Annotated in this window: 18 protein-coding genes; 8 read left to right on the forward strand and 10 right to left on the reverse strand. The window is 67.0% G+C overall.

Annotation, left to right across the window (positions count from 1 at the left end; genetic code table 11):
* Positions 1-61 precede the first annotated feature (61 nt).
* A complete protein-coding gene (locus ABWO17_RS07570) occupies positions 62-1303 on the forward strand; it encodes an OmpP1/FadL family transporter (RefSeq protein WP_353117193.1) in 1242 nt (413 codons plus the stop codon).
* A gap of 301 nt (positions 1304-1604) precedes the next feature.
* Here ABWO17_RS07570 and ABWO17_RS07575 read toward each other — a convergent pair whose 3' ends face one another.
* Positions 1605-2369 carry a SagB/ThcOx family dehydrogenase gene (locus ABWO17_RS07575; RefSeq protein ID WP_353117195.1) on the reverse strand — a complete coding sequence of 255 codons (765 nt, stop codon included), beginning with the start codon at positions 2367-2369 and terminating at the stop codon, positions 1605-1607.
* Between the two features lie 413 nt (positions 2370-2782).
* On the opposite strand from ABWO17_RS07575, the gene ABWO17_RS07580 reads away from it, so the two are divergent.
* The 3 genes from ABWO17_RS07580 to ABWO17_RS07590 all read left to right on the forward strand — a co-directional run bounded on the left by ABWO17_RS07580 (position 2783) and on the right by ABWO17_RS07590 (position 7465).
* Positions 2783-4528, forward strand: coding sequence for a methyl-accepting chemotaxis protein (locus tag ABWO17_RS07580; RefSeq protein WP_353117197.1), 1746 nt, complete (start codon positions 2783-2785; stop codon positions 4526-4528).
* A gap of 257 nt (positions 4529-4785) precedes the next feature.
* The gene (locus tag ABWO17_RS07585; RefSeq protein ID WP_502914894.1) at positions 4786-5220 is read left to right on the forward strand and encodes a multiheme c-type cytochrome; all 435 of its coding nucleotides are present in this window, start codon (positions 4786-4788) and stop codon (positions 5218-5220) included.
* Positions 5221-5443: 223 nt separating this feature from the next.
* Entirely contained in the window at positions 5444-7465 is a 2022-nt protein-coding gene (locus tag ABWO17_RS07590) for a methyl-accepting chemotaxis protein (RefSeq protein WP_353117199.1), read from the forward strand.
* A 458-nt stretch (positions 7466-7923) separates the two neighbouring features.
* Here the strand turns inward: ABWO17_RS07590 and ABWO17_RS07595 are convergent, their stop codons facing one another.
* The 4 genes from ABWO17_RS07595 to ABWO17_RS07610 form a co-directional block, all read right to left on the reverse strand.
* Positions 7924-9684, reverse strand: coding sequence for a 4Fe-4S binding protein (locus ABWO17_RS07595; protein WP_353117201.1), 1761 nt, complete (start codon positions 9682-9684; stop codon positions 7924-7926).
* A 16-nt stretch (positions 9685-9700) separates the two neighbouring features.
* On the reverse strand, positions 9701-10660 hold the full coding sequence (locus ABWO17_RS07600; protein ID WP_353117202.1) for a DUF362 domain-containing protein: 960 nt from the start codon (positions 10658-10660) through the stop codon (positions 9701-9703).
* Between the two features lie 422 nt (positions 10661-11082).
* Positions 11083-11412 (reverse strand): hypothetical protein, encoded by a 330-nt coding sequence (locus ABWO17_RS07605; protein ID WP_353117204.1) that lies wholly within the window; start codon positions 11410-11412, stop codon positions 11083-11085.
* Between the two features lie 473 nt (positions 11413-11885).
* Positions 11886-12197 (reverse strand): hypothetical protein, encoded by a 312-nt coding sequence (locus tag ABWO17_RS07610; protein ID WP_353117206.1) that lies wholly within the window; start codon positions 12195-12197, stop codon positions 11886-11888.
* Positions 12198-12817: 620 nt separating this feature from the next.
* On the opposite strand from ABWO17_RS07610, the gene lepA reads away from it, so the two are divergent.
* The 4 genes from lepA (at position 12818) to ABWO17_RS07630 (ending at position 18578) form a co-directional block, all read left to right on the forward strand.
* A complete protein-coding gene (gene lepA / locus ABWO17_RS07615) occupies positions 12818-14623 on the forward strand; it encodes a translation elongation factor 4 (RefSeq protein ID WP_353117208.1) in 1806 nt (601 codons plus the stop codon).
* A gap of 590 nt (positions 14624-15213) precedes the next feature.
* The gene (gene lepB, locus ABWO17_RS07620; RefSeq protein WP_353117210.1) at positions 15214-15810 is read left to right on the forward strand and encodes a signal peptidase I; all 597 of its coding nucleotides are present in this window, start codon (positions 15214-15216) and stop codon (positions 15808-15810) included.
* A gap of 334 nt (positions 15811-16144) precedes the next feature.
* Positions 16145-17860 (forward strand): YifB family Mg chelatase-like AAA ATPase, encoded by a 1716-nt coding sequence (locus tag ABWO17_RS07625; protein ID WP_353117212.1) that lies wholly within the window; start codon positions 16145-16147, stop codon positions 17858-17860.
* A gap of 82 nt (positions 17861-17942) precedes the next feature.
* Positions 17943-18578, forward strand: coding sequence for a hypothetical protein (locus tag ABWO17_RS07630; RefSeq protein ID WP_353117214.1), 636 nt, complete (start codon positions 17943-17945; stop codon positions 18576-18578).
* Positions 18579-18603: 25 nt separating this feature from the next.
* On the opposite strand, the gene ABWO17_RS07635 is transcribed toward ABWO17_RS07630, so the two are convergent.
* The 5 genes from ABWO17_RS07635 to ABWO17_RS07655 form a co-directional block, all read right to left on the reverse strand.
* On the reverse strand, positions 18604-19227 hold the full coding sequence (locus ABWO17_RS07635; protein ID WP_353117216.1) for a hypothetical protein: 624 nt from the start codon (positions 19225-19227) through the stop codon (positions 18604-18606).
* A gap of 89 nt (positions 19228-19316) precedes the next feature.
* Positions 19317-21749 carry an ATP-binding protein gene (locus ABWO17_RS07640; RefSeq protein WP_353117218.1) on the reverse strand — a complete coding sequence of 811 codons (2433 nt, stop codon included), beginning with the start codon at positions 21747-21749 and terminating at the stop codon, positions 19317-19319.
* A 596-nt stretch (positions 21750-22345) separates the two neighbouring features.
* Entirely contained in the window at positions 22346-22834 is a 489-nt protein-coding gene (locus ABWO17_RS07645; protein WP_353117220.1) for a TadE/TadG family type IV pilus assembly protein, read from the reverse strand.
* 18 nt (positions 22835-22852) lie between these two features.
* Positions 22853-24187, reverse strand: a complete 1335-nt coding sequence (locus ABWO17_RS07650; protein ID WP_353117222.1) for a vWA domain-containing protein — start codon at positions 24185-24187, stop codon at positions 22853-22855.
* Positions 24138-24596 carry a TadE/TadG family type IV pilus assembly protein gene (locus ABWO17_RS07655; RefSeq protein ID WP_353117224.1) on the reverse strand — a complete coding sequence of 153 codons (459 nt, stop codon included), beginning with the start codon at positions 24594-24596 and terminating at the stop codon, positions 24138-24140. The genes ABWO17_RS07650 and ABWO17_RS07655 overlap by 50 nt, the downstream gene beginning before the upstream one ends.
* Positions 24597-24651 lie beyond the last annotated feature (55 nt).

Genomic DNA, 24651 nt, shown 5'->3' on the forward strand with positions numbered 1-24651 from the left:
CTACACTCCCGTGGTCCTGTCAACATTCGGCGGGCATATTCTGCAAGTACGGGAAGTTGTCATGCAAAAGCCGTTGTTCCTGCTGTGCCTTGTCCTTGTTGCGCTGCTGCTGCCGCAGCACGCGCACGCCTCTGGCTATGCCGTCTACGAATGGAGCGCGCGTGGTACCGCGCTGGGTGGCGCCATGGTGGCCCGCGACGCCGATCCTTCGTCCGTCGCCTACAACCCGGCCAACATCACCGATCTGTCGGGGGCGCAGGTGCAGGTGGGCGCCACGGCCATCAAGCCCGCCGCCACCATGGACTTCAAAAGCGCGTCCCAGACCGATCGTGATTTTTCGGATGCCATCTGGGGCCTGCCCACCGCCTACTACACGCAGCAGTTGAACGACCACTACTGGTTCGGCTTCGGCATCTTCTCGCGCGTGGGGCTGGGCACCGAATACGCGGGCGGCGACAATTGGGCCGGGCGCTACAACTGTTCGTACGCGGGCATCCAGTCGCTTACCTTCAACCCCAACCTGGCCATGAAGTTTTCCGACAAGTTCACCATGGCCGTGGGGGTGGAAGCCACCTACCTGCGCTTCTTGTACGATTCCACCATTCCCGGCGCCGAGATCAAGCAGGAAATCGACGCCGACGGCTGGGCGTACGGGCTTAACGCCGGGGCACGCTACAAGCCGTACGACTGGCTGGCCTTCGGCCTGGCCTGGCGCAGCCAGATCGACCTGAAGGTGGATGGCAACGTGGACTACACCCGGATGAGCTCGTCCTCACCGGCGACAATCGGCCAGGGCGGCATTTCCGGCACCGAACCCCTGCCCGAGTCGATCACCTTCGGCGTGATGGTCAAGCCGGTGGACCGCCTGAGCCTTGAGGCCGACGTGGTCTGGACCCGCTGGAGCGCCTACGAGGCCTTGACCATGGATTACAACCCGTCCCTGCTGGGCGTGTACCCCTCGGTCAGCAAGAAGAAGGACTGGAACGACACCTGGCGCTTCCAGTTCGGTGCGGAATACGCCCTGACCGACAGCGTGGACCTGCGCGCGGGTTACGTCTACGACCAGAGCCCCGTCAACGGCACCTACGAGGACTTCGCCGTGCCCTGTTCCGACCGCCAGATCGTCACCGTGGGCGCAGGGTGGAAGGTGGACCAGAACTGGGTGCTGGACGTGTTCTACGGCTACCTGTGGATGACCGACCGCCACTACGACGCCCGCCCGGCGGACTACATCTACGGCGAAGTGGACCGCGAGGATGCCCATGCCCACATGGCGGGGTTGAGCGTTACCTATAAGTTCTAGGGGTTGCTTCGAAATTGCCTTTTCGTCCGTTGGCGTCGTCAAACTTCGTCTGCCATCTCGGTCAAATACGATAAGAGTACGCTTTGCGGTCGCTATCCGTAAGACTCGCGCTACGCGCTCGCCTAACGGCTACCGCATTCCCTCATGGCAGACTCGTTTTTCTTGCCAACGAACGAAAATCCTAATTTGGAAACAACCCCAAAAGCCCGAATCAGTTCCGGAGGTTGCTCCGGCTTCTCACGAATCCGCGAACAGCTTCTGGTTCTCCCCAGCCGCCCGCCGTTCCCTCCGGCGGGCGGTTTCAGTTCCTGGGCCAGCCCACGGTCTGGCTGATGACGATGCGCCGGTCGGCGGGCAGGCGCAAGGCGGCATGCAGGGCCGCCTCGTCGTAGCTGGCGCGCACCACGTTGCCGAGCCCGGCGGACGCGCAGTACAGCCCCGCGCCCTGGTACATCGAACCCGCATGCATGGCCGCGTACACCGGGTCTTCCGACGCGGATGCCGTGTAGACCAGGGTGAGCGGGGCCGTGGCCACGAACGACTGGCGGGCCAGCAGGGGGCGCAGGTCACCTTCGGCGGCGGGTTCCAGGGCATGCGCCGTGCCGTCGTAACGCCAGGCCCCGTCGGCGCGCACCACGTACACGTCCATGCCCTGGCGGTTTCTGGCCGTGGGCACGGTGCGCCGTCCATCGGGCCGGTTGACGCCCCACGCGGCCCACAAAAGGTCTCCCAGAACCTGGTCGGGGATGGCGTCCTCGCGGAACGAGCGGGTTGAGGCGCGCGCCGCCAGGGCCTGCATCAGCGGCTTGTTTCCCGTCCCGCCCGTCGCGCCGGAGATGTCCGGTGGCGGCAGGGCCACCGTGCCCCGTGCGGCGCGGGCCTCTCTGGGGTGCAGGGCGTGCAGGGTCCGGTGCGCCAGCCCCGACATTCCTTTCGCATCGGCGTTGCGGCTTCGCCCCACCGGGAAGGGCAGCCCGGTCACGGCCAGCGTGCCGCCCAGCAGGGCCAGCGCGGCCAGTGCGGCGCGCCGCGTCATGCGGGCGCCCGTGGTGATCATGAGCGGCATGGTGAACCTCCGTGTGTGTCTTGCGGCGGGCCGGGAGCATGCCCACCGCCATTGGTGCAGGGTGGCGCGGCGCGTTGCCCGCGTCAAGCAACGGGTCTGGGGCGGTGTACCTTTGCCGTCCTGACATGCAGTGCCTTGGCAGCGACCAGGCAGGGCATGCTTCGGAACGGACAGGCGGCATTCGTCCGTGGCAGCGGGTATTCTCTTTTTGCGGTGGTCACGTGTCATGCAGTACGTGGCCACTGCATGCCGTCAAGAATCTAATGTCAAATAATTATGCTTCTTGCGACTATGCGAGCCAGAAATGTCCCCCCTGAGAACAAGGGATGCTTTCAGGCGGGCTGGGCCGCCGCGTGGCCATGCCGACGCGGAACCTTCGAAACATATCGCACGCTGCGCAAGGAGCACTGTTCATGAAGCTGTCTGTCAAACTTTCCGGTGCGTTCGGCACGCTTCTGGTGCTGATGCTCATGCTTGGGGTGTACGGCAATTACATGTTCGGGGATATCCTGGTGGCTGTCCACGACGTGACCCGTAACTGGCTGCCCAGCATCAAGTCCTTGGGCGAGATGCAGGCATCGCTGAACGCGGTGCGCCGGGCAGAGTCGCAGCATATCATTTCGGACACCACCGCCGCCATGGATGAAGAGGAGCGGGCCATGGAAAAGGCGCGCACCGCCTTTCTCGACGGCGCGCGCAAGTACGAACTGCTCATTTCCAGTGATGAAGAACGGCGCATGTTCACGAAGATGAAGGCGGACGCTGACGCCTATCTTGCCGTGTTGCCGCAGATCATTCCCGTGTCGCGGGCCATGAAGACGGATGAGGCCCGCGCGCTGTCCGTGGGCAAGGCCCGGCCCGCGTTCCGCTCGGCCATGCAAGGGATGATGGAACTGGTGGAACTGAACGACAAGGGGTCCCAGACGTCCGGCCAACAGGCCGAAGACGAGGCGGGCCAGGCCCGCATGGTCAGCCTGGTGCTGATGCTGGTGGCGCTGGGCATCGGCATTGGCGCCGCGCTGTACCTTATCCGTTCCACCCTGTCCCAGTTGGGCGAAGACCCAGGCTACCTGTACGATGTGTCGCGCCAGATCGCGGCGGGCAATCTTGCCGTGCCGTTCCGGTCCAGCAAGTACAAGGGCGTGTACGACGCCATGCAGCAGATGGTGGCCACCCTGAAGGCCAAGATCGCCGAGGCTGATGATAAGAGCCGTCAGGCCGCCGCCAAGGAGCAGGAAGCCCTGACCGCCATGCGCGAGGCTGACGAGGCCCGCCGCCAGGCCGAAAGCGCCAAGCGCGAGGGCATGTTGCAGGCCGCGCAGAAGCTGGAGGGCGTGGTGGAGGTGGTGTCTTCCGCGTCGGAAGAACTGTCCGCCCAGATCGAACAGTCCGACCGGGGTACCGAGGAGCAGGCGCGCCGGGTGGCGGAAACCGCCACAGCCATGGAAGAGATGAACGCCAGCGTGCTCGAGGTGGCCCGCAACGCGGGCGGGGCAGCGGACGTTTCGGAAAACGCCCGCCGCATGGCCGACGAAGGGTCGACCATCGTCGGCAAGGTGGTGGACGGCATCGGGCAGGTGCAGAAGCAGTCGCTGGCGCTGAAGCGCGATATGGAGGAACTGGGGCGGCAGGCGGAATCCATCGGGCAGATCATGAACGTGATCAGCGACATCGCCGACCAGACCAACCTGCTGGCGTTGAACGCCGCCATCGAGGCGGCCCGCGCCGGTGACGCCGGACGCGGTTTTGCCGTGGTGGCCGACGAGGTGCGCAAGCTGGCGGAAAAGACCATGCACGCCACCCAGGAGGTGGGCGCGGCGGTGCGGGGCATCCAGCAGGGCACGCGCACCAACATGGAGCACGTGGACCGTTCCGTGGGCACCATCGAGGAGGCCACCGACCTTGCCCGCCGTTCTGGCGAATCGCTGCGCGAGATCGTGCGCTTTGTCGATGCGGCGGCCGACCAGGTGCGGGGCATCGCCACCGCATCGGAGCAGCAGTCCGCCGCCAGCGAGGAAATCAACCGTGCCGTGGAACAGGTAAGCGCCATTTCGACAGAAACGGCCCAGGCCATGCGCGAGGCGGCAACCGCCGTGAACGAACTGGCCAACCAGTCGCAGGTGCTCAAGCGCCTGGTGGAGGAACTGAAGCAGGGCTAGCCACCCCCTTCCGAACGCGCCGAAGCGCGCGGTCCGCCCTGTGGGCGCGCCGCGCGCTTTTTTTGTCTGGTGCTGATGTCGGCGCCATTATAAAGGAAAGCCGCACGGCAACATTGACGTGTGTCAGTAATTCCCCTACTACGGGTCCACATCGCCTGTGCTATTTTTCACAAACGAGTGGGGTTGCGCAAGAGGGGACCCGCCCGTTTCCGGAGAGATTCATGATCCGCGTCCGATCAATCTGTATCCTGTGTTGCATGGCTGCCCTGGCAGGGGTGATGGCGGTCGCGGCGGTCACCCCCGCGCGGGCGGCTTCGCCCTATGTGGGCAGCACCGCATGCCAGCCCTGTCACGCCGGGGAATACGAGAAATTCCAGAAGCATTCCAAGAAGGCCAAATCGTGGAAGAGCGTGGCCACCATGGCACCCAAGCTGACACCGGAAGAACTGCGCGGCTGCTATGAATGCCACGTGACCGGGTACGGCAAGGGCGGCTTTGTGGACTACGCCGCCACCCCGCAGTTTGCCGACGTGGGCTGCGAGACCTGCCACGGCCCCGGCGCGGCCCACGCCGACGCGGGTGATCCCTCGCTTATCGGCAAGCCCACCATGGCCACCTGCGAAGGCTGTCACAACGCAAGCCGGGTGCGCTCGTTCGGTTTCAAACCGTTGCTCCACAGCGGCGCGCACTAGGGGCGTTTCTAACTTATCCTTTCGTCCGCGGGCGTCCGACCCGAAGGGCGCGGAGCGTGCCCGTTAAGCGAGTCTGCGAGCTTTACGGGCATCGTGCGCAACGAGGTTAAACTTCGCCTGCCATGTCGGTCGAATACGATAAGAGTATACTCCCTCATGGCAGGCTCGTTTTCCTTGCCAACGAACGAAAATCTTGCGTTATAAACAGCCCCTAGGAGGCACCATGGGGGGAACTCTCGCGCGGTCGCTCAGCCTGCGCACGTCGCTTCTGGTGACGGTCATCGCCGTCAGCGTGTTCGCGGTCATCATCGGCACCGGGGCGTGGCGCCAGCGTTACGCGGCCCTGGAGGAACTGGAGGCGGTGGTCAGCCGCGAGTCGGCCATGATCAAGACGGCCATCGACCGGCCCATGCTGCTGGGCAACGACGCGGGCACCCGCGCCGAATTCGCCGACCTTGCGCGCCACTACGCGGACACCACCGTGCATCTGGCCAGCTTCAACGGCAACATCACCTACTCCACCCGGCCAGAGGCAGAGCGGCGCGACCTGTCCGAGGTGCTGCCGGACCCCGGCCTGCGCGACCTGACGGGCCGCGCCCGGCGCGAGGCGCTGGAGGCGTCGCTGCTGTTCGAGCGGGACGGGCGGTCGGTGTTCGCGCATGTTGTCGGCATCCGCAACGAACCGTCGTGCCACCACTGCCACGGCGCCTCGCAACCGTTGCTGGGGCAGTTGGTGGTGATGCAGGACGTCACGCCCATCCTGGCCGGGGTGAACGGCCGCATTCTGGAAAGCGCGGGCATCTCGGCGGCGGGGCTGGTGGCGCTGCTGGCCGGGGTCATCCTGTTCATCCGGCGGGCCATCGTGGATCGGGTGCAGCGCATCACCGATGCCAGCACGGCCATTGCCGGGGGCGACCTGAACGCGGACCTGGCCGTGGGCGGGCATGACGAACTGGCCCGCCTGGCCGCAAACCTGCACGGCATGGTGGGCGGCCTGAAAAAGGAACTGGGCTTTTCCAAGGGCATCCTGAGCGGCATGACCCTGCCCTTTCTGGTGGCAGGCACGGATGGCCGCGTCAGCTACTGCAACGCGGCGCTGCTGCGCATGCTGGGGCTGGACGGCGAACCGGAGGCGCAGGCGGGCAAGACCGTGGGCGACCTGATGTTCGGCGATCCGCGCCGCGACACCGTGACCGATCGCGTGCTGCGCGAACGCAGCGCGCACACCGGCCAGCGGGTCACCCTGGACAGCCGCAAGGGCGGGCAGGTGCACGTGGTGGTGGATTCGGCGCCGCTGCTGGATCTGGACGGCAACCTCATCGGTGCGTTCAGCGTGTACACCGACATTACCGAAATGCAGCGCCAGCAGGCCCGCACGGAAGAACAGCACGCCCGCATCGCCCGCGCGGCAGAGGCGGCGCGGCAGGTTTCCGCGCGGGTGTCCTCCGCATCGGGCGAACTGTCGGAACAGGTGGAAGAAGCCAGCAGCGGTGCGGACGAACAGCGCGGGCTGGCCGTGGAAAGCGCATCGGCCATGGAGCAGATGAACGCCTCCGTCATGGAGGTGGCCAGCAATGCCGGTACCGCCGCCGACCTGGCCGGTTCCGCCCACGAGCAGGCCCGGCAGGGCTCTGCCGTGGTGGAAGAGGCCGTGGCCTGCATCAACCGCGTGGCCGAGCAGGCCCGCGTGCTGGAACAGGACATGGGCGAACTGGGCACCCAGGCCGAGGGCGTGGGGCGGATCATCGGGGTCATCGAGGACATCGCGGACCAGACAAACCTGCTGGCCCTGAATGCGGCCATCGAAGCGGCCCGCGCCGGAGACGCCGGGCGCGGATTTGCCGTGGTGGCCGACGAGGTGCGCAAGCTGGCCGAAAAGACCATGCAGGCCACGCGAGAGGTGGTGGGCTTCGTGGGGGCCATCCGCGCCAGTGTTGCCCGCAGCCGTGCCGCCACCGACGAGGCCGTGCGGCTGGTGGAGCAGTCCACCGGGCTGGCCGGGCGCAGCGGCGAGGCATTGCTGGCCATCGTGCACACCGTGGACCGCACGGCGGACCAGGTGCGGGCCATCGCCACGGCGGCGGAGCAGCAATCCGCCGCCAGCGAGCAGATTACCCGCGCGGTGGACCGCATCAGCACCATTTCCGGCCATACGGCCGATTCCATGCGTCATTCTGCAGGGGCCGTAAGCGACCTTGCCCGGCTGGCGCAGGAGTTGGATGGGATTATCGACGACATGCGTTAGGGGGCACTTCCAAATGGTCTTTTGGGCCGTTGGCGACCGACCCGAAGGGCGCGTAGCGTGCCCGTTAGGCGAGTTCGCGAGCCTTACGGGCATTGTGCGCAACGCGGTCAAACTTCGCTGCCATGTCGTTGCTGTCCTTATCGTAAGGTTCGCTTCGCTCGCCTAACGGCTAAGGCTCGGTCGAATACGATAAGAGTACGCGCTGCGGTCCCTATCCGTAAGGTTCGCTTCGCTCACCTAACGGCTAGGGCACTCCCTCATGGCAGGCTCGTTTTCCTAGCCAACGGCTCAAAATCCTGCTTTGGAAGCACCCCCTGTAAGATAGCGTGTCGGGTTGTTGTGCAAGGGGTAGTGAACGTACTTGAGCGTGAAACAACCTGCGGGGCCGCCGGAGCAATCCGGCGGCCCCGTCGTTTGGGCGCACGGAAGGAAGAAGCGCGAGGCGGTGGGGCTGGAGGCTATTCGGTGAAGCCGGGCGGCAGGCCGCCGGATGGCGGCGCACCGTCCGTGCCGGGCAACGGCGGCCGGGTGCCGTCGGTGTGCGGGTACGGCACGGCGCCCGTGAGGTCTGGGGCGTAGGTCTCGCCGGGCTTTCTGGGGGTGAACACCAGGCGCAGGCCGCGTGCTTCCGCCGCCGTGCGCATGCTGCCGGTGGCGATGCGCAGGGCATCGCGCGGGTGAATGACGATGGCCTTCTGGCCGGTGGCAGGTACCGTTTCCGGGCAGTGCTTTTCGCAGAAGCCGCACCCGGCGCAGCGGGCCGGGTCCACGTGGGGCACGCCCACGGTGTAGCCGGGTTCCGGCTTCAGGGCGATGGCGTCGTAGGGGCACACCTCGTCGCAGACCAAGCAGCGCTTTTTCTTGGCCCAGGCCAGGCAGTGGTCGCGCAGTACCTCTGCCGTGCCGATCTTGGCGAAGGTGCGCTCGTCGGCCAACCGCCGGATGGCCGTGGTGGGGCAGGCGCGGGCGCAGGCGTGGCAGGGCGGGTCGCAGAAGCCGCGCGCCGGGGTGACCACCGGGCTGAACATGCCCAATGCCCCGCTGGCCAGCCATGCGGGTTGCAGGGTGTTGGTGGGGCAGGCAGCGGCGCACAGCCCGCAGCGCACGCAGCGGGCCAGAAAGTCCGGCTCCGGCAGGGCGCCCGGCGGGCGCAGTACCCCTTCCGGCCTGCCCAGCGCCGGGGCGGCGTGCCCCAGCGCGGCGGCACAGGTGCCCACGGCCAGACCCCCCAGCAGCGCGCGGCGTTGGGACCGGGCATGGGGCGGCAGTTCCGCCGATGCATCGGGTACACGTGGTGGGCATCTGTCGGGAACGTCCCGGAAGGTGAAGCGCACCGCGTCCACGGGGCAGACATCGGCGCAGCGCAGGCATTTCAGGCATTCGGCGTGGTCCGTGGCGCGCGGGGTAGTGGCCGGGATGGCCCCTGCCGGGCACTGCCGCGCGCAGGCGCCGCAGGCGGTGCAGGCGTGTTCCACCCGCCGCCGCCACGGGGCCGCGCGTCCCGCAAGGCCCATGGCCGCACCGGCAGGGCAGAGCATGCGGCACCACAGGCGCGGGGCCAGCAGCCCGCCAGCCAGCACCAGTGCGAAGAACCCGACGATGTAGCCGGTGGCCGCGTAGCCGGGCACGGCCACTTCGGCGAAGGCCAGGCCGGTGGCGCCCATGCTGTGGGCCAGCGGCGCGGCCAGTGAAAGGCCTGCCTCGGCCAGCCGGGCCACCGGGGGCCAGGCCGCCAGCGTCCAGAAGCGTGCGGCCAGCGGCAGCGGCGCGGCCCAGAATACCAGGTCCAGCCCGGCCAGCGCCGCCGTCAGCATGGCGGCCAGCACGGCGTACTTGGGCAGGCGCGGCACGGCGGAGCGGGGTATGGCGTCGTTCCGGCCGGATTGCCGCCGCCCGGAAGTGCGCCGTCGGGCCTTCGTCAGGCGTTTCCACAGGGCGTCGCCAGCGTCCACCATGGCCCCGAACGGGCACACCCAGCCGCAGAACGCCCGGCCCAGCAGCAGGGACAGGGTCAGCACCGCCAGCCCCGGCACCGCCGCGCCGATGAATGCGCGCCCTGCGATACTGGCGGCCAGGGCCACGGACGGGTCCAGCCGCAGCATCACGTCGCGGGGCAGGACAGCGTTGCCGGGCAGGGCCTGCCCTGCGCCCCACGCCAGCAGCACGAAGGCCGCGAAGCACAGCCAGCGGCTGGCCAGCCGCGCCCGTTGACGGTTCATGCCATGCGGCCCCGGCCTACAGGGTGACCCGCGTGACGGCGCGCGAAGCGAGGTCCATGGAACCCAGCCCCCGTTCATGGGCCAGCCGGATGTGGCTGACCTGCCGCGCGGCAAAGCGCCGTCCGTACCATTCGAATGATTCCACGGCGCAGGCGTCGGCGGCCACCGGGTCGGCGGAGGCGATCACCGTGTTCTCCTGCACGACCTTGCCGGGCCCGCCGGGTCCGCCTGTGGTCAGCACGTAGGTGCCGTCGATGACCGTGAGCGCGGCGCGCAGCCTGGTGTTCAGGTCCACGATGGAGGTGTCGAGATCGTAGCGCGAATGCATCACCCCGCGCTGGCGGATCAGGCCCATCATGCCCTTGAGCCCCAGCGAGACGCCCGTGGAACTGTGCGACTTGGCCGTGGGCGCGGCAATGAGCACGTCGGCGTCCAGCGCGTCGCGCAAAAAGGTGTTGGTGGTCATCTGTTGCGCGCCGTCGATGTCCAGTTCGCGGTAGAACCGCTCTGCCGTGGGGGCCTGCACGATGTCGCCGAACTCGGCGCAGGCGGTCCGTATGCCCGAACGCTCGATGCACTGCTCCGCCGGGGCCAGCGGGTTGTCCAGCACCAGCACGGATGCGGCGCCCGCGTCGCGGCACATGCGCACCAGCGCGGCCACCACTTCCGGGTGGGTGTTGGTGCCCAGGCTGGCGGCGGAGGCAAAGGACATGTTGGGCTTGATGACCACCTTCTGCCCGGTCTTCACGAAGCGGCCCATGCCGCCCAGCATGCCCACGCAGGCATGGGTGGCGGCGGCGGGGGCGCCCTTGACCACGGCAATGTCCGGCTCCGCGCTGGCGGCCAGCGCCTCGCCCGGCCCCGGCGACAGAAAGGAACGAGGCGAAAGCGCGGACGGCATGGCGGGCAGGCCTGCCCCGGCGGCCAGCCACAATGCGCCGGACAACTGCCATTTCAGAAAGTCCCTGCGACGCATGATGCCTCCTTGCGCCGGGCGGCGCGCTGCGGGCGGGGTGGGGGGATGCCTCGGGCGTAAGGCCGGGCACGGGAGCGCGAAGATGGACAACGGGTGCGAGACTGTTCGGAACGGGCGGAAGGTCAAGAGGCGGAACGCGGATGGTCCGAAAGGGCTGCAAGGTCCGGAAGGCCGCACACCTTGCGTTGCATGTACCACCCTTGGCTGACCGGGGGCAATGGCTGACGGCGGACTGGTGCATGACGGTTGTGCGTCGGGCGGGGGGGCGCCGGGGGACGGCAGGCGGTGCCCGCACAGGTACTGCCTGCGCCATAACGCAACACGCCCCCGGTGAAGGGGGCGCGTACGGGAGGAAGTCGGCGTTACGGCGGTGGGCGGTGCGCTTGCGAATCGCATCGCGGGTCGCAGAGCTCGAAGACTGGCTATCTGCCCGGAGTCAGGCCGGGCATGGCGTCGGAGGTCAGGCCCGGCGCACGGGATTGGCCGGTGGCGGGCGCGGACATGGTACCGTACATCATGTGCTGGCCGCCGTTCTGCGTCATGTGCTGGCCGTTGCCCATCATGTGGCCGCCGTTCTGCATCATCTGACCCATGCTGGCGGTCATGGCCGAGTGGCGGCCCTGCATGGTCGCGGAGCCGGAGCAGGACTGCATGCCCATGGAGGTGGCGGAAACGTTCTGCGCGGCCAGTGCGGCTCCGGCGGTAATGGCCACCAGGGCCAGTGCGGCGGGAAGGATGCGGGTAATCTTCATGATGAACTCCTGTGGATGATTTCCGTTGCCGGATGATGCTTTCTTTAAGGCAAACGGCGTGCCAATGGAGTAATCATGTAGAATTGATGGTGTTATGCTGTTGCGGTGTGCGGGTGTGCTGTTTCGGCGGATAATTTTTGGGCAGTCCGTTGTTGTTTGCCTGTCCAGCATTGGGACGGCTGTATGGATTTTGGACAGTCGCCGAAGAAGGGACGTGACGGAGCCATTGTGCGGGGCCATTGCAATGGCAGGGGCATTGAGGAAGCAACGGCTGCGGGGCATGCAGGCGCACACGGCGTGGCCACACAACGCAACGCGCCCCCGGTGAAGGGGGCGCGTACGCTGCGAGGCGGAACCGTGGGGCCGGCGAGGAGGAGGTGTCGGCCCCACGGGGGAATCCTTGTGTCTGCCGTGGGAAGGCTGGCGGCCCCATAAGCCCGGTTGCATTGTCCGGGGGGCCGCGTCTTGTTGCCCTAGCTGTGGCGGACCGGCGCCTTGCCATCCATGCCCGGCATCATGTGCCCGGCACCGCCCGGCTTGGCGTCCATGTTGCCCATGTTGCCCATGTCGCCGTGACCGTCCTTCATCATCTGGCAGCAGCCGCAGCCCTGCATGGGGGCGGGCTGGGCGTCGCCGGGGGCCTTGTCTGCCGGAGCGGAGGCCGCCGGGGGCGTGGCGTGGGTATCGTGGGCGCCAGTGCTGCCCGCCGCCAGGGCCGAGCCTGCGGTGATGGTCAGGACGGCAAGGGCGGCAAGCGCGGCGGGGAGAATGCGGGTGATCTTCATGAACTGCTCCTGCATGTGGTTTCCGTTTCCGGGTGTGTAGTGCACATAAGGCAAGGGGCGTGCCATGGCGCGCACGGCAGGGGCATGGGACCGCAATGCGTTGCGGCGCAAGGCGCGGCGCCTGTTGCGTCCGCCATGGCGCGGTCAACGGTCACCAACACGGTGTATGATTATTGGACGGTTTCTTGTGCAGGATGTGCAAACCGGATCATGACTGTCCGATTTTTGGACAGTGTGGCGGACAGTGCGCTGGACAACCGCGCGGCGTGGTGATCGGCAATCCGAAACCGTATTGCGGGCCTGCCCCCCCCTGTGTACGTCCATCGTTGCGACCGCCTGTTCCTGCGCTTGCCCGCCTATTCCCTCGTTCGATTCCCCTCCATCGGCGCAGTCCGGTGGGCCCCTTCCATCCGCAATGCCGCCCGCACCGTGCGCTGCGGGGCGGTTGGACTTCCGCCCCCGAATGCAGTATGAAAACCGATTCGAATGGTACGGCGACGCGCGCCGGGCCGAGACGCCACCCCGTGGCCGGTCGGTGCGCACGGCTCCATCGGCGCCCGTACCCACCCCATGCCGCATACATTTCAGGAGGCGCGCCGCCGCACGGTGGCACCCACGCTATGCCCAGACAGGAACACATCCGCAATTTCAGCATCATCGCGCACATCGACCATGGCAAATCCACCCTGGCCGACCGTATCCTTGAGGTTACCGGACTGGTCAGCGACCGCGAAAAACGCGACCAGTACCTGGACCGCATGGACCTTGAGCGCGAGCGCGGCATTACCATCAAGGCCCAGTCGGTGCGCATTCCGTACACGGCCAAGGATGGCCGCAAGTACGTGCTGAACCTCATCGACACGCCCGGCCACGTGGACTTCAACTACGAGGTCTCGCGCTCGCTCGCCGCGTGCGAAGGGGCGCTGCTGGTGGTGGACGCCTCGCAGGGCGTGGAGGCCCAGACCCTGGCCAACGTGTACCTTGCGCTGGACCACAACCTGGAAGTCATCCCGGTCCTGAACAAGGTGGACCTGCCCAGCGCCGACGCCGAGCGCGTGAAGCACGAGATCGAGGAAAGCATCGGCCTCGACTGCACCGACGCCGTGGCCGTCAGCGCCAAGACCGGCCTGAACGTGGACAAGGTGCTGGAAGCCATCGTCGAGCGCCTGCCCGCGCCCGAAGGCAACCTGAACGCCCCGCTGAAGGCCCTGATTTTCGACTCCTGGTACGATTCGTACCAGGGTGTGGTGGTGCTGTTCCGCGTTGTGGACGGCGTGCTGCGCAAGGGCGACCGCATCAAGCTGTTCGCCACCGAACGCAGCTACGAAGTGATCCGCCTTGGCGTGTTCTCGCCCGAAATCGTGGACATGACCGAGCTTGGCGCGGGCGAAGTGGGCTTTCTGTGCGCCAACATCAAGGAACTGGGCGACGCCAAGGTGGGTGACACCATCACCCATGTGGACCGCCCCGCCGAGATACCCGTGGAAGGCTTCAAGGAAGTGCAGCCCATGGTGTTCTGCGGGCTGTACCCCACCGATTCCGCCGACTACGAACAGCTCAAGTACGCGCTGGAAAAGTTGCAGCTCAACGACGCCGCCTTCTCGTACGAGCCGGAAACCTCGCAGGCGCTCGGCTTCGGCTACCGCTGCGGGTTCCTGGGCCTGTTGCACATGGAAATCATCCAGGAGCGGCTGGAGCGCGAATTTCAGGTGGAGCTCATCGCCACCGCCCCCTCGGTGATCTACAAGATCGACACCGTGGACGGGAAGAAGAACGACATCGACAACCCCTCCAAGCTCCCCGACCCCACCAAGATTGCCGCGCTGTACGAACCTTACGTGCGCATGGACATTCACGTGCCCAACGACTACGTGGGCAACGTGCTGAAGCTGTGCGAGGAAAAGCGCGGCATCCAGAAGAACATGGGCTACATCGCCTCCAACCGTGTGGTCATCACCTACGAACTGCCGTTCGCCGAAATCGTGTTCGATTTCTTCGACCGGCTGAAGTCGGGCACCAAGGGCTACGCGTCCATGGACTACGAGTTCATCGACTACCGCGAGTCGGCCCTGGTGAAGCTGGACATCCTGATCAACGCCGAAGCCGTGGATGCGCTGGCCGTCATCGTGCACCGCGACAAGGCCTATCACTATGGCCGCGCGCTGGCGCTGAAGCTGAAGCGCACCATCCCGCGCCAGATGTTCGAGGTGGCCATCCAGGCGGCCATCGGGCAGAAGATCATCGCCCGCGAATCCATTTCCGCGCTGCGCAAGAACGTGACCGCCAAGTGCTACGGCGGCGACATTACCCGCAAGCGCAAGCTTTTGGAAAAGCAGAAGGAAGGCAAGAAGCGCATGAAGCGCATGGGCAACGTGGAGTTGCCGCAGGAGGCGTTTCTTGCCGCCCTTCAGGTGGGCGACGAGTAATTTCGCGTCAGGAGTGGCAATGGCGGCGTCATGCGCCGTTGCCGCTCGGGTCACGTACCAAAGAGTACGCTCCCCTCGCGGACCCCGACGCTTTCCTTGCCCTTGCCACTCCTGACGCGAAATTGCGGTGGGTGGTCAGGGTGGACTACCTGTGGAAGACGTACGCTCTCCTCGCGGACGCCGACGTTTTCCTTGTTCTTGCCGACCGTGCGCACCGCTACGGGCGCGTGCGTTGCGTGAAGAAGTGAGCGAAACCCTTGCCGTCCCTGACGCGAAATTGCGGTGGTGCAGGCCGGGGGTATGAATGAGCCCCGCGTGGCGCAAGGCGTGTGCGGGGGGCGTTTGAAAAGAGAATGACGTGAACAATGCCGGGTGGCAGGTGCAGCATGCGCCGCAGCCCGGCTGTTTCAAAGCGCCGTCCCCGACATTCCCCACCATGCGGGGCGCGGCGCAGGGCATGTCCATGCGGCCTCCGCACCAGCGGGGGCGCGCACCGGCCCCGCCTTGGGCGTCAGCCCCTGGCGGGTTTTCGATGAACCGCAAATCCCCGTCCCCGCGCGGCCGCGCGAACGGATGGCGGAGGCACCCGCATGCAACAGAAAAGCCTGCTGTTGGAATACGTGGAGGCGCTTGTCGTCGCCTTTGCGCTGGCCATGCTCATCCGCACCTTCGTGGTGCAGGCGTACAAGATTCCTTCCGGTTCCATGCTTGAAACCTTGCAGATCGGCGACCACCTGCTGGTCAACAAGTTCAGCTACGGGGTCAAGCTGCCCTTCACCCACAAGGTGGTGCTGCCCGTGGGCGATCCGCAGCGCGGCGACATCATCGTGTTCGAGTACCCCGGCGATCCTTCCATCGACTACATCAAGCGCATCGTGGGGCAGCCCGGCGACGTGATAGAGGTGCGCAACAAGCAGCTGTACCGCAACGGCGAAGCAGTGCAGGAAGCGTACATCCGTCATTCGCAGCCCGGCATCGTCATGCCCGTGCGTGACAGCTTCGGCCCGGTCACCGTGCCGGAAGGTCACTACTTCGCCATGGGCGACAACAGGGACGACTCGCAGGATTCCCGCTTCTGGGGCTTTGTCCCGCGCGGGGCCATCCGGGGCAAGGCGTGGGTCATCTACTGGTCGTGGGAAGGGCTTGGCAACGTGCGCTGGGATCGCATCGGCACGGTCCTGCACTGATCCCGCACGGCAACCGCGTACCAGCGCGGTGAATGGCCCTGGCGCCGTTTCCGCAGCCTGACCATTCCGCCGGTACCGCATTCGCTTCATATCCGTCCCGTCCCGCGCGTCATTGCGGGGCGGGACGTTTTGCTTTAGTTGTTGTGCGGTATCGCAGGACGCATGCAGTGGCCTTGCGGCGCAGCCCGGCTGATGCTCCGGGCGCGTGCGCCAAACGGGGCCGGATTGGTGCCTGCCGCACCCGTTGCACTGGCTGTACTGGTGTGCCTGACGTGCCCGACTGCCTGTCGCTTCCGCTTCGCCCGCTCCTCACTCTTTCCGCGCAGGGGGCTAGATGATCGTTCGCGTGGCCTGTGCCGCCCTGCACGGGGTGGACGCCTTCCGGGTGGACCTGGAAGTGGACCTTGCCCGGCAGGGCATGCCCGCCTTCGTCATGGTGGGCCTGGCCGAAGGGGCGCTGCGCGAATCGCGCGAGCGCGTCTTTGCCGCCATGCGTGCCTGCAACCTGCGCCTGCCGCCCGCCCGCATCACCGTCAATCTCGCCCCCGCCGACCGTCGCAAGAGCGGCAGCGGCTTCGACCTTCCCCTTGCCATCGGCCTGCTGGCCGCCGCCGAGATACTGCCCCAGGGCAGCACGGACGGGTGGTTTCTGCTGGGCGAGCTTTCGCTTACCGGCGAACTGAAGCCCGTGCCGGGCGTGCTGCCCGTGGCCGTGCGCGCCCGCGCCGAAGGGGCGCGCGGCATGCTGGTGGCGGCGGACAACGCCGCCGAGGCCGCCGTGGTGGAAGGGCTGCCGGTGTACCCCGTGCGTTCGCTGGGCGAGGCCGCCGCCTTTCTGGCCGGGCAGGCGGACATATCCGCCGTGCCTTCGGGCGGGCGCGCCGTGTGGGAACGCGGCGCTGACTGGCCCGTGGATTTCGCCGAGGTGAAGGGGCAGGAGCACGCCAAGCGGGCCATCGAAATCGCGGCGGCGGGCGCGCACAACCTGCTGTTCATCGGCCCACCGGGCAGCGGCAAGACCATGCTGGCCCAGCGCATTCCCACGGTGCTGCCGCCGCTCTCCTTCGAGGAAGCGCTGGAGGTGACCACCATCTACAGCGTGGCGGGCCAACTGGACGGGCAGGGGCTGATCACCCGCCGCCCGTTTCGCGCGCCGCACCACACCGTGTCGGACTACGGGCTGGTGGGCGGCGGGGCCAACCCGCGCCCCGGCGAGATTTCGCTGGCGCATCGCGGGGTGCTGTTTCTGGACGAATTGCCCGAATTCCGCAAGACAGCGCTGGAAGTGATGCGCCAGCCGCTGGAAGACGGCGTGGTGACCATCGCCCGCGCCGCCGTCTCGCTGACCTACCCGGCGGACAGCATGCTGGTGGCGGCCATGAACCCCTGCCCCTGCGGCTACCGCACCGACGACAGGCACACCTGCACCTGTCTTGGCCCGGCAGTGCAGCGGTATCGGGCACGTCTGTCCGGTCCGCTGCTGGACCGCATCGACCTGCATGTGGAGGTGCCCGCCGTGCCTTACGAGGATTTGCGCGGCGGCATGACGGGCAGCACATCCGCAGAAATGCGGGGCCGCATCGCGACGGCGCGGGCCGTGCAATCAGCGCGGTACGCGGGCACTCCGTGCCGCACCAACGCGGACCTTACCGGCAAGTTGCTGGAAGAACACTGCGCCCTTGGCCCTGACGAGCACGCCTTTCTGGAGGGTGCGGTGCGGGCCCTGGCCCTGTCGGCACGGGCGTACACGCGTATTCTGCGCATTGCGCGGACCATCGCGGATCTGGAGTGGGCAGAACAGGCAGAACAGGCGGGACGGGTGGAACTGGCGGAGCAGGCTCTGGCCGCCGGTCTGGATGCGGTGCCCGGAGGCGCGGCGGGAACTGCGGTCCCGGATGCCGTGCTTCCGGATGACGCGGTGGCGCGGGGAACGGACCCGGCGGGCGGTGATGCCCCCAGCGCCCGCCCCATGGGACCCGCTGGTCCCATCCGCGTGCAGCACCTGGCGGAAGCCATCAACTGCCGCGCGCTGGACCGCGAACGGTTGTAGGCCGGGAATGCGAGGCCGCGCGGCGGCGCGGAGGAACGAGACACACACCATCCACGGCACCGGTCCGTATCCTGGGGGATACATGGACGAGAAACGGTATTGCGTGCATGCCGCGCTGGGTACGCGCGGCGAACGGTTGCGGCTGGTACGGATCAGGCCCGAGCCGTGTCAGCACGGCGGGCAGGAAGGAAAGAATCGGCAGCAGGACGATGCCCCGCCGTTGGACGAGCCTGCGCCGGGCATTCCTGCGCGTGACGATCCGCCCTCCTTGCCGCTGTCCGGTGCGCGCCCGGTGGTGCTGGCCGAAGGGCTGACCGCCCGCCAGGCCGAGCGCCTGGCCGCCCTGTTGTCCGGTCTGGTGGACGCGGATGTAGCGCGGGCTGCCGGAACCATGGATGCACATGCAGGCTCAGGCAGCGGCGAGCTGTCGTGCATTGCCCCCGCGCAGACCGCAGGCAAGGGGATTGCCGTGCCCGAAGGGACGCCGCGCAAGGCCCAGGCCGGGCTGAATCTGCTGCGCGAGGCGCTGCTTTCCGTCATGGCCTGCAACCCCAGGGGGCTTACCGGCCCGGAACTGCTTTTCGCGTTGGGCCTTGATGGGGGTTCGGGGGAGCCGGGGATACAAGACGGGCGCCCGCACGGCGCGGACCTGCTGGTGCGCGGCCTGCTGGAACTGCTGCGCGAAGCGGGTGCGGTGCGCGGCGGGGACGGGCGCTGAACTTCACCCGCAGGTATGGGTGACGCTACAACCTGCTGCAATATATACAGAGCACGCTTTCGATATCTCGGGCATCGAGGGTGTTGAGCGGGGCAGGGAAAGCACTGACGGGCAGTTTGTCCCCTTGGAATTGTTCCATGAGGTTCTTCTTAACAAGTACGTTGGCACCTTCCAGCGCTCCACAGTGCAAATGTACCATCTGCGGGTGTGCCATGTAGTAATGGCCAAATCGCTCGGAAAAATCGTAGTAGAATAGCGTGCCTACACCTGCGAATTTGGAAAGAATCTCCTGCACTGTCATGTGAAGTCTGTCGAATCCTGTCTGCGCGGCTTCGTCTAAGCGCATGGCAGCTGGAATCAGGCATTGTTCAATGGCAGTCTCTAGCTTTAGCATTCCTATTCTGCGTTGATGACCACACATTTTCCCTTCGTGTCCGATGGAGCGGGCAGCCTTTCGTATGCGCTTTTCAAGCGTGTCATCTGCTGTGTAATGAGCCCTCTCCCTGTCATGGTACGGCTTGTCGCAATGAATAAAGGTGGCAACTATGCCCGCAAGGGTTCCGTCAAGGTACCATTGCTGGCATTTTTCGTAATCATCTTCAGGTGGCTTGCATCTGCTAATGTGTTTTTTAGGCCGGCATGACGTCACGTGTTGTCCTGTGCGATGGCTTGGGGTTCGTGCCGTATCCCAAGACTACGATATTGAGTTGATGGTGAATGCCAATCCGTGGCGCGGGGCTACCCCTTCCCGTTCTCCAGCCCAAGCTCGGACAGGGCGGCGGCAAGGTCGGCGCGCAGCAGGGGCTTGGCCAGCATCAAGCTGACCCCCGCCTCCGTGGCCGCGTCGTGCCCCAGCCCCTCGCTGAAGCCGGAACACAGCACCACCGGCAGGTCGGGCCGCAGGGCGCGCACCTGGCGGGTCAGTTCCGTGCCGGTCATGCCGGGCATGGTCTGGTCGGTGACCACCAGCCGCCAGCTTGCCGGGTCTGCCCGGAAGCGTTCCAGCGCGTCCAGCGGATTTGCGGTGACCACGGCGCGGTAGCCCAGCTTTTCCAGCATGGCCCCCATGATGGCCGCCAGCGGAGCCTCGTCGTCCACCACCAGCGCCGCGCCGCTGCCGCTGTGCGCGGAATCCGGCCCCGAGGCGGCCTCTTCGCCCGCCTGCGGAGCCAGGGGCAGCAGCACCTCGAATTCGGTGCCCACACCCACGGTGGATTGCGCCGCAACGGCCCCGCCGTGCGCGGTGACGATGCCGTGCACCAGCGCAAGGCCCATGCCCGTGCCCTCGTCCGGCTTCTTGGTGGTGAAGAACGGGTCAAAGATGTTCTCGAGGATATCCGCAGGAATGCCGTGCCCCGTGTCGCGCACGCGCAGCCGGGCATAGCCGCCGGGGGCGGGCAGCGAGCGGACCGTGGCCTCGTCCTCGTCCAGTTCCACGGCGTCCAGGGTCAGTTCCAGCACGCCGCCCCGTTCACGCATGGCATGGGCCGCGTTGCCACACAGGTTCATGATCACCTGCTGCAACTGGCTCAGGTTGGCCAGCAGCGGGCCGGTGTCGGCCAGGTTCAGCCGGATGTCCACATTGGCGGGCAGGGTGGCGCGCAAGAGGCGCACCGTTTCCTTGATGGGCGCCAGCGGCGGCAACGGCAGGCGGGACGGTTCCTCCTGCCGGCTGAAGGTCAGGATCTGGCGGATCAGGTCGCGCGCCCGGCGTCCGGCGGCCAGCACCTCGGTCAGGCGGCGGTGCTGGGCGTCGCCGTCTTCGGTCTGGTCCAGGCTCATTTCCGTGTAGCCCATCATCACGCCAAGGATATTGTTGAAATCGTGGGCGATGCCCCCGGCCAGCGTGCCGATGGCCTCCATCTTCTGGGCCTGGCGCAGCCGGGCTTCCAGTTGCTTGCGGCTGCTGATGTCGTGCGCCACCAGCACCGTGCCGGGCGCGTCCCCCTCCCGGATCGGTTCGCCGTCGTACTGGCTGTCGGCAAGGAAGGGCGACAGGGTGACCAGAAAGTGCCCGCCAAGGCTGGGCAGGTACAGCTCCTCGGTGCGGCTTTCGCCCCAGGGCATGGCCCGGATGGCCGTGCACACGTCGTCCGCCATGACGGAGGCCCCAAGCACATCGTTGCAGTGGCGGCCCACCAGATCCTTGGGGTGCAGGCCCAACAGCCTGCCCAGGGCCATGTTGCTGCGCCGCACGCGCTGGCCCGCGTCCATGATCATGATGATGTCGGGCACGCTGTCGAACGTTTTCTCCCATTCCTGCTTGGCGCGGATGATCATGTTTTCCACGGCCTTGCGGCGGTCGATGTCTTCCACCGTGCCTTCGATGCCGGAAATTTCTCCGGTGGTGCCGCGCTGCACGCGGGCGTTCACCGAAATCCAGAAGGTGGAGCCGTCTGCCCGGCGGGCCGTGGTTTCGAAGTCGCGCACCTCGCCTTCGTCACGCAGGGTGTTCAGCATGCGGTCCAGGGTGGCCCGGTCCAGAAAACCGCCGGGCAGCCAGCCGTCGGGCAGGGGGCCGCCGGGGGCGACACCGGCTGCGCCGCCGGTCCGGATGGCCGCGAACAGCGCATCGGGCGAAGGGTAGCCGAACATGTCGGCAAAGGCGGGGTTGGCGCTTATCAGGTCGCCCCAGGGGCGGCAGCGAAAGATGCCGAGCACGGTACCTTCCACCATGCCGCGCCACTGGCGGGCGTCGCGGTTTATCTCGCGCCAGTGCACGGAAAGGGTGCGCCGTCGTTCCGCCTCGCGCACCAGACGCAGGAAGGCGGGGCCAAGGTGCCAGTCGTCGGCGCAGAGCACCTCGTCTGCGCCTTCGCGCATGGCCTCCAGGGCCATCCCTTCGTCGGGGGTGGGGCTTACCAGCACGAAGGGCACGTCTTCGCGCACCCCGCGCACCAGCATCAGCACTTCCTGCCAGGTCATGCCGGGAGCCTCGGCTTCCGCCACCACCATGTCCCACGGTTCTTCGGTGATCAGGCGCGAAAGCTCGGACGGCGTTTCGGCCAGCATGTACGAAGGCTCCAGCCCGCAGGCCGCAAGCCGCGCCACCAGTCCGCGTGCGAATTCCTCGAACTCGGAGACGATGAGCAGGCTGAGCCGCGCCGCGCGTGCCGCCGCGACGTCCTGGTCGGGCGTGCTGGTGGATGGAGGTGGCGGGGATGCGGGCATGGCTTCCCTGTAAGTGGCGGGTCGGTGAGTGGCGGGCCGGGGGGTGGCAGGCCCATGGGTGGCAGGCCCATGGGTGTCAGGAAGGACGCCGAGGGCGGTTTCCGCAAGCAACGCAAGGACGGCAGGCCGTCGGGTAGCGGTCCGGTGTGGCTGCGGCTGCACGTAACCGGCCGCACCTTTCGCCGCGCGGGCGGCCACCGGCCATTCCGGGGGCATCATGCCCGGCATGTCCGCCAGGCAGTCCGCCGCAATGTCGTTTGCAATGTCGTTTGCAATGTCTGGCGCAATGTCCGGAGCGACGTCAACCGGCCAGTCGGGGGCCGACGTGCTCCGCATGATAGCAGAACGGGCCACGCCCGCAAACCGGGGTGGCCCGCCATGTACCGGGGGGAGCTGCTCCGGCGGGGAAGGCTCGGCGGGGCGGGCACCCGGTGCGCCCGGTGAGCACGGCGCGTCCGGTTCCGGCGGGGCCACGGGCCGCAGCCCGCCCGCCCCGCCGGGATCACCGGCCCAGCCACTGTCACCCGGCCAGCCGGAACCGGCGACGATGTCGTGTGCCTCGGGCACGCAGTGCAGCGAAAGCCCCAGGCGGCGCATCATTTGCAGATCGCCCAGGGTTCGTTGACCATGCGTTCGCGCCCGCTGACGGTTATCTGCGGCGGTAGCAGGGAGCCTACCAGCGGCGTCAGCGGCGCGTAACTGTAGTCCACCTGTACCTCCACCGTCTGGCAGGGGTCGCCGCCGTTGTTTTCGACAGCGGCGGCCCCGGTGCCGTTGGGATAGCTGCGTACCAGGATGGTCACGCCCGTGCCCGTGGAGCCGGACAGCACCTCGGTGAGCGGCCGGGCCGCGTCCTTGATGAGTGTCACCCGGTTGCCCGTGTCGAAGCCTTCGCCGGTGACGGCAAAGCGTGCCCCCACCTGTGCGGCCTTTTCCACGGTGGAGCGGGCAAAGAGGTTGTAGCCGAATTCCACAAGCCCGAAGAGCATGGCCAGCAGCACGGGCAGCATGAACGCCACCTCCAGCGAACTGGCGCCGTCTTCTTTGCGCCACAGACGGAACGGCGATATGCGGCATGCACGCATGGTGTCCTCCCCGCCGCGCTAGCGCAGCAGCCGCCAGCCGAGCTGCCGACCGATCTTCTTGAAGATTTCTTCAAGGTCGTAGGCAGAGGGCGCGTTGTAGTAGTGGTCGGTGGTGCCCGCCTTGCTGGAGGCAATGGCCTTCATCAGGCTGATGTCCGTGGAATCGGAGTCGCCGTAGCGGATGGCGAAGATCTCTATGCCCTTGTCCTTGGCGAGCTGTGCCTCGCTCAGCATGGCCGCGTTCAGCTTGCCGCCGTTCTCGCAGTGGGTGTTCATGTCGAACATGCCGTAGTAGGCGTTGGTCCAGTAGGCGTTGGGCGTGTAGCTGAGGGCGTAGTTGCCGCCGCACTTGGCGTCTTCGGTGTCGCCGTCGGTCAGCACGATCATGACCTTGCGCATGTCCTTGTTGGACGAGCCCTGGGTGAACGGTGCCTCGGGGGTGAGCACGTGGCGTCCCCACTTGATGCCTTCGGAGATGACGGTGCCAGAGGCGTCGCCCAGGGCGTCCTGCTCGGCGATGGCGTTGACGATGGTGGAACGGTTGCCGGTCAGGGCCTGCACGCGCGGAATGCTGTCGCAGGTGCCCTTGGGCACGTTGAGCGAAGAACCCGTGGGAGTGCGGTACTTGGCCTGCTTGTACTCCTCCAGTATCCACGAGGGCGCCAGGGTTCCGTCGGCATTGCGGCAGCCGTCGGCCAGGCCGTCAACGTTGGCGGGAATGTGCACCTTGCCCCGGAAGGGCACCAGCCCCACCTTGACCGAGGTTTCCATGCCTTCGGGCATGATCAGTTCGGCAAGCTGGGTGGCGGCCGCGTTGGCCTGCTGGATGGCCGTGCCCTTCATGGAGCCGGTGTTGTCGATGACGAAGACCACTTCCAGGTTGTTGTACCCGGCGGTGGCCTGGGCGCGCACCGTGGAGGAACCGATGCCCAGGGCGCCCATGAAGATGGTGGCCACGGTGGCCTCTGCCTTCACGGTGACGCTGCGTTCCTCCGTGCCGGGGGCAACGCCCTTCAGCACGGCGGTGGGGTAGTTGGCGGCCATGTATTCGTTCACGGCGCCCTTCACCAGCCCCTTGTCCAGTTGCGGGTCGTAGGGAAGTTGCAGGCTGCCCGCCAGGGCCGCCGCGTCCACGGCGCCCTGCAGGCGATTGTGCGCGAGGTAGAGCATGCCAGAATCGATGCCAAGGCCGGCAAGGCCCAGCACCACGGGCAGCAGCACGGCCATCAGCATGGCCATGGAACCCCGCGTGCCACGCCACAGGCCGCGCAGCAGGGCGCGAAAACCGGCAGGCCGGGCCGCGTTACGGCGTGGGCATGCTGGTGCTTGCGGAAAACGTGTAGAGCGCGTCATGGGGGTCTCCGTTGTAGGGATTGCTCGTGAATACCGACTTGTAGGCATACTGCACGGTTACCGTGACCATCTGCTTGCCCGTGTCCTTGACGGCGGTGGCCGTCAGGGCGTTGGGGTCCAGCGTGGTGGCCAGCGAGCGGACGAGAGCCTGCACGCCCGCCGCGTCGTCGTTCATGACAACGTGGCGCGCACCCGCGCGGCTGGCCTCGGTCAGGGCGGAGTAGGCGCGGATGGTGTTGCCTCCCTCCACCAGTACGTAGAGCAGCGCGGCGATGACCGGCAGCATCAGGGCCACTTCCAGCGCGGCCAGGCCGCGCTGGGCCAGCGCCCGCGACGACGGAAGGTGGCGCAGTCCCCTGCGCGTTCCGCCGGGCGGGGCCGGTGGCATGGTGTTGCGTGTTTCGAACATGGTTTCACTCCTTGCGATGGTCCGCCCCCCGGCGAGATCCATCAGCGGTGCCCCC

This window comes from Nitratidesulfovibrio sp. (assembly GCF_040373385.1).
Taxonomy (GTDB): domain Bacteria; phylum Desulfobacterota; class Desulfovibrionia; order Desulfovibrionales; family Desulfovibrionaceae; genus Cupidesulfovibrio.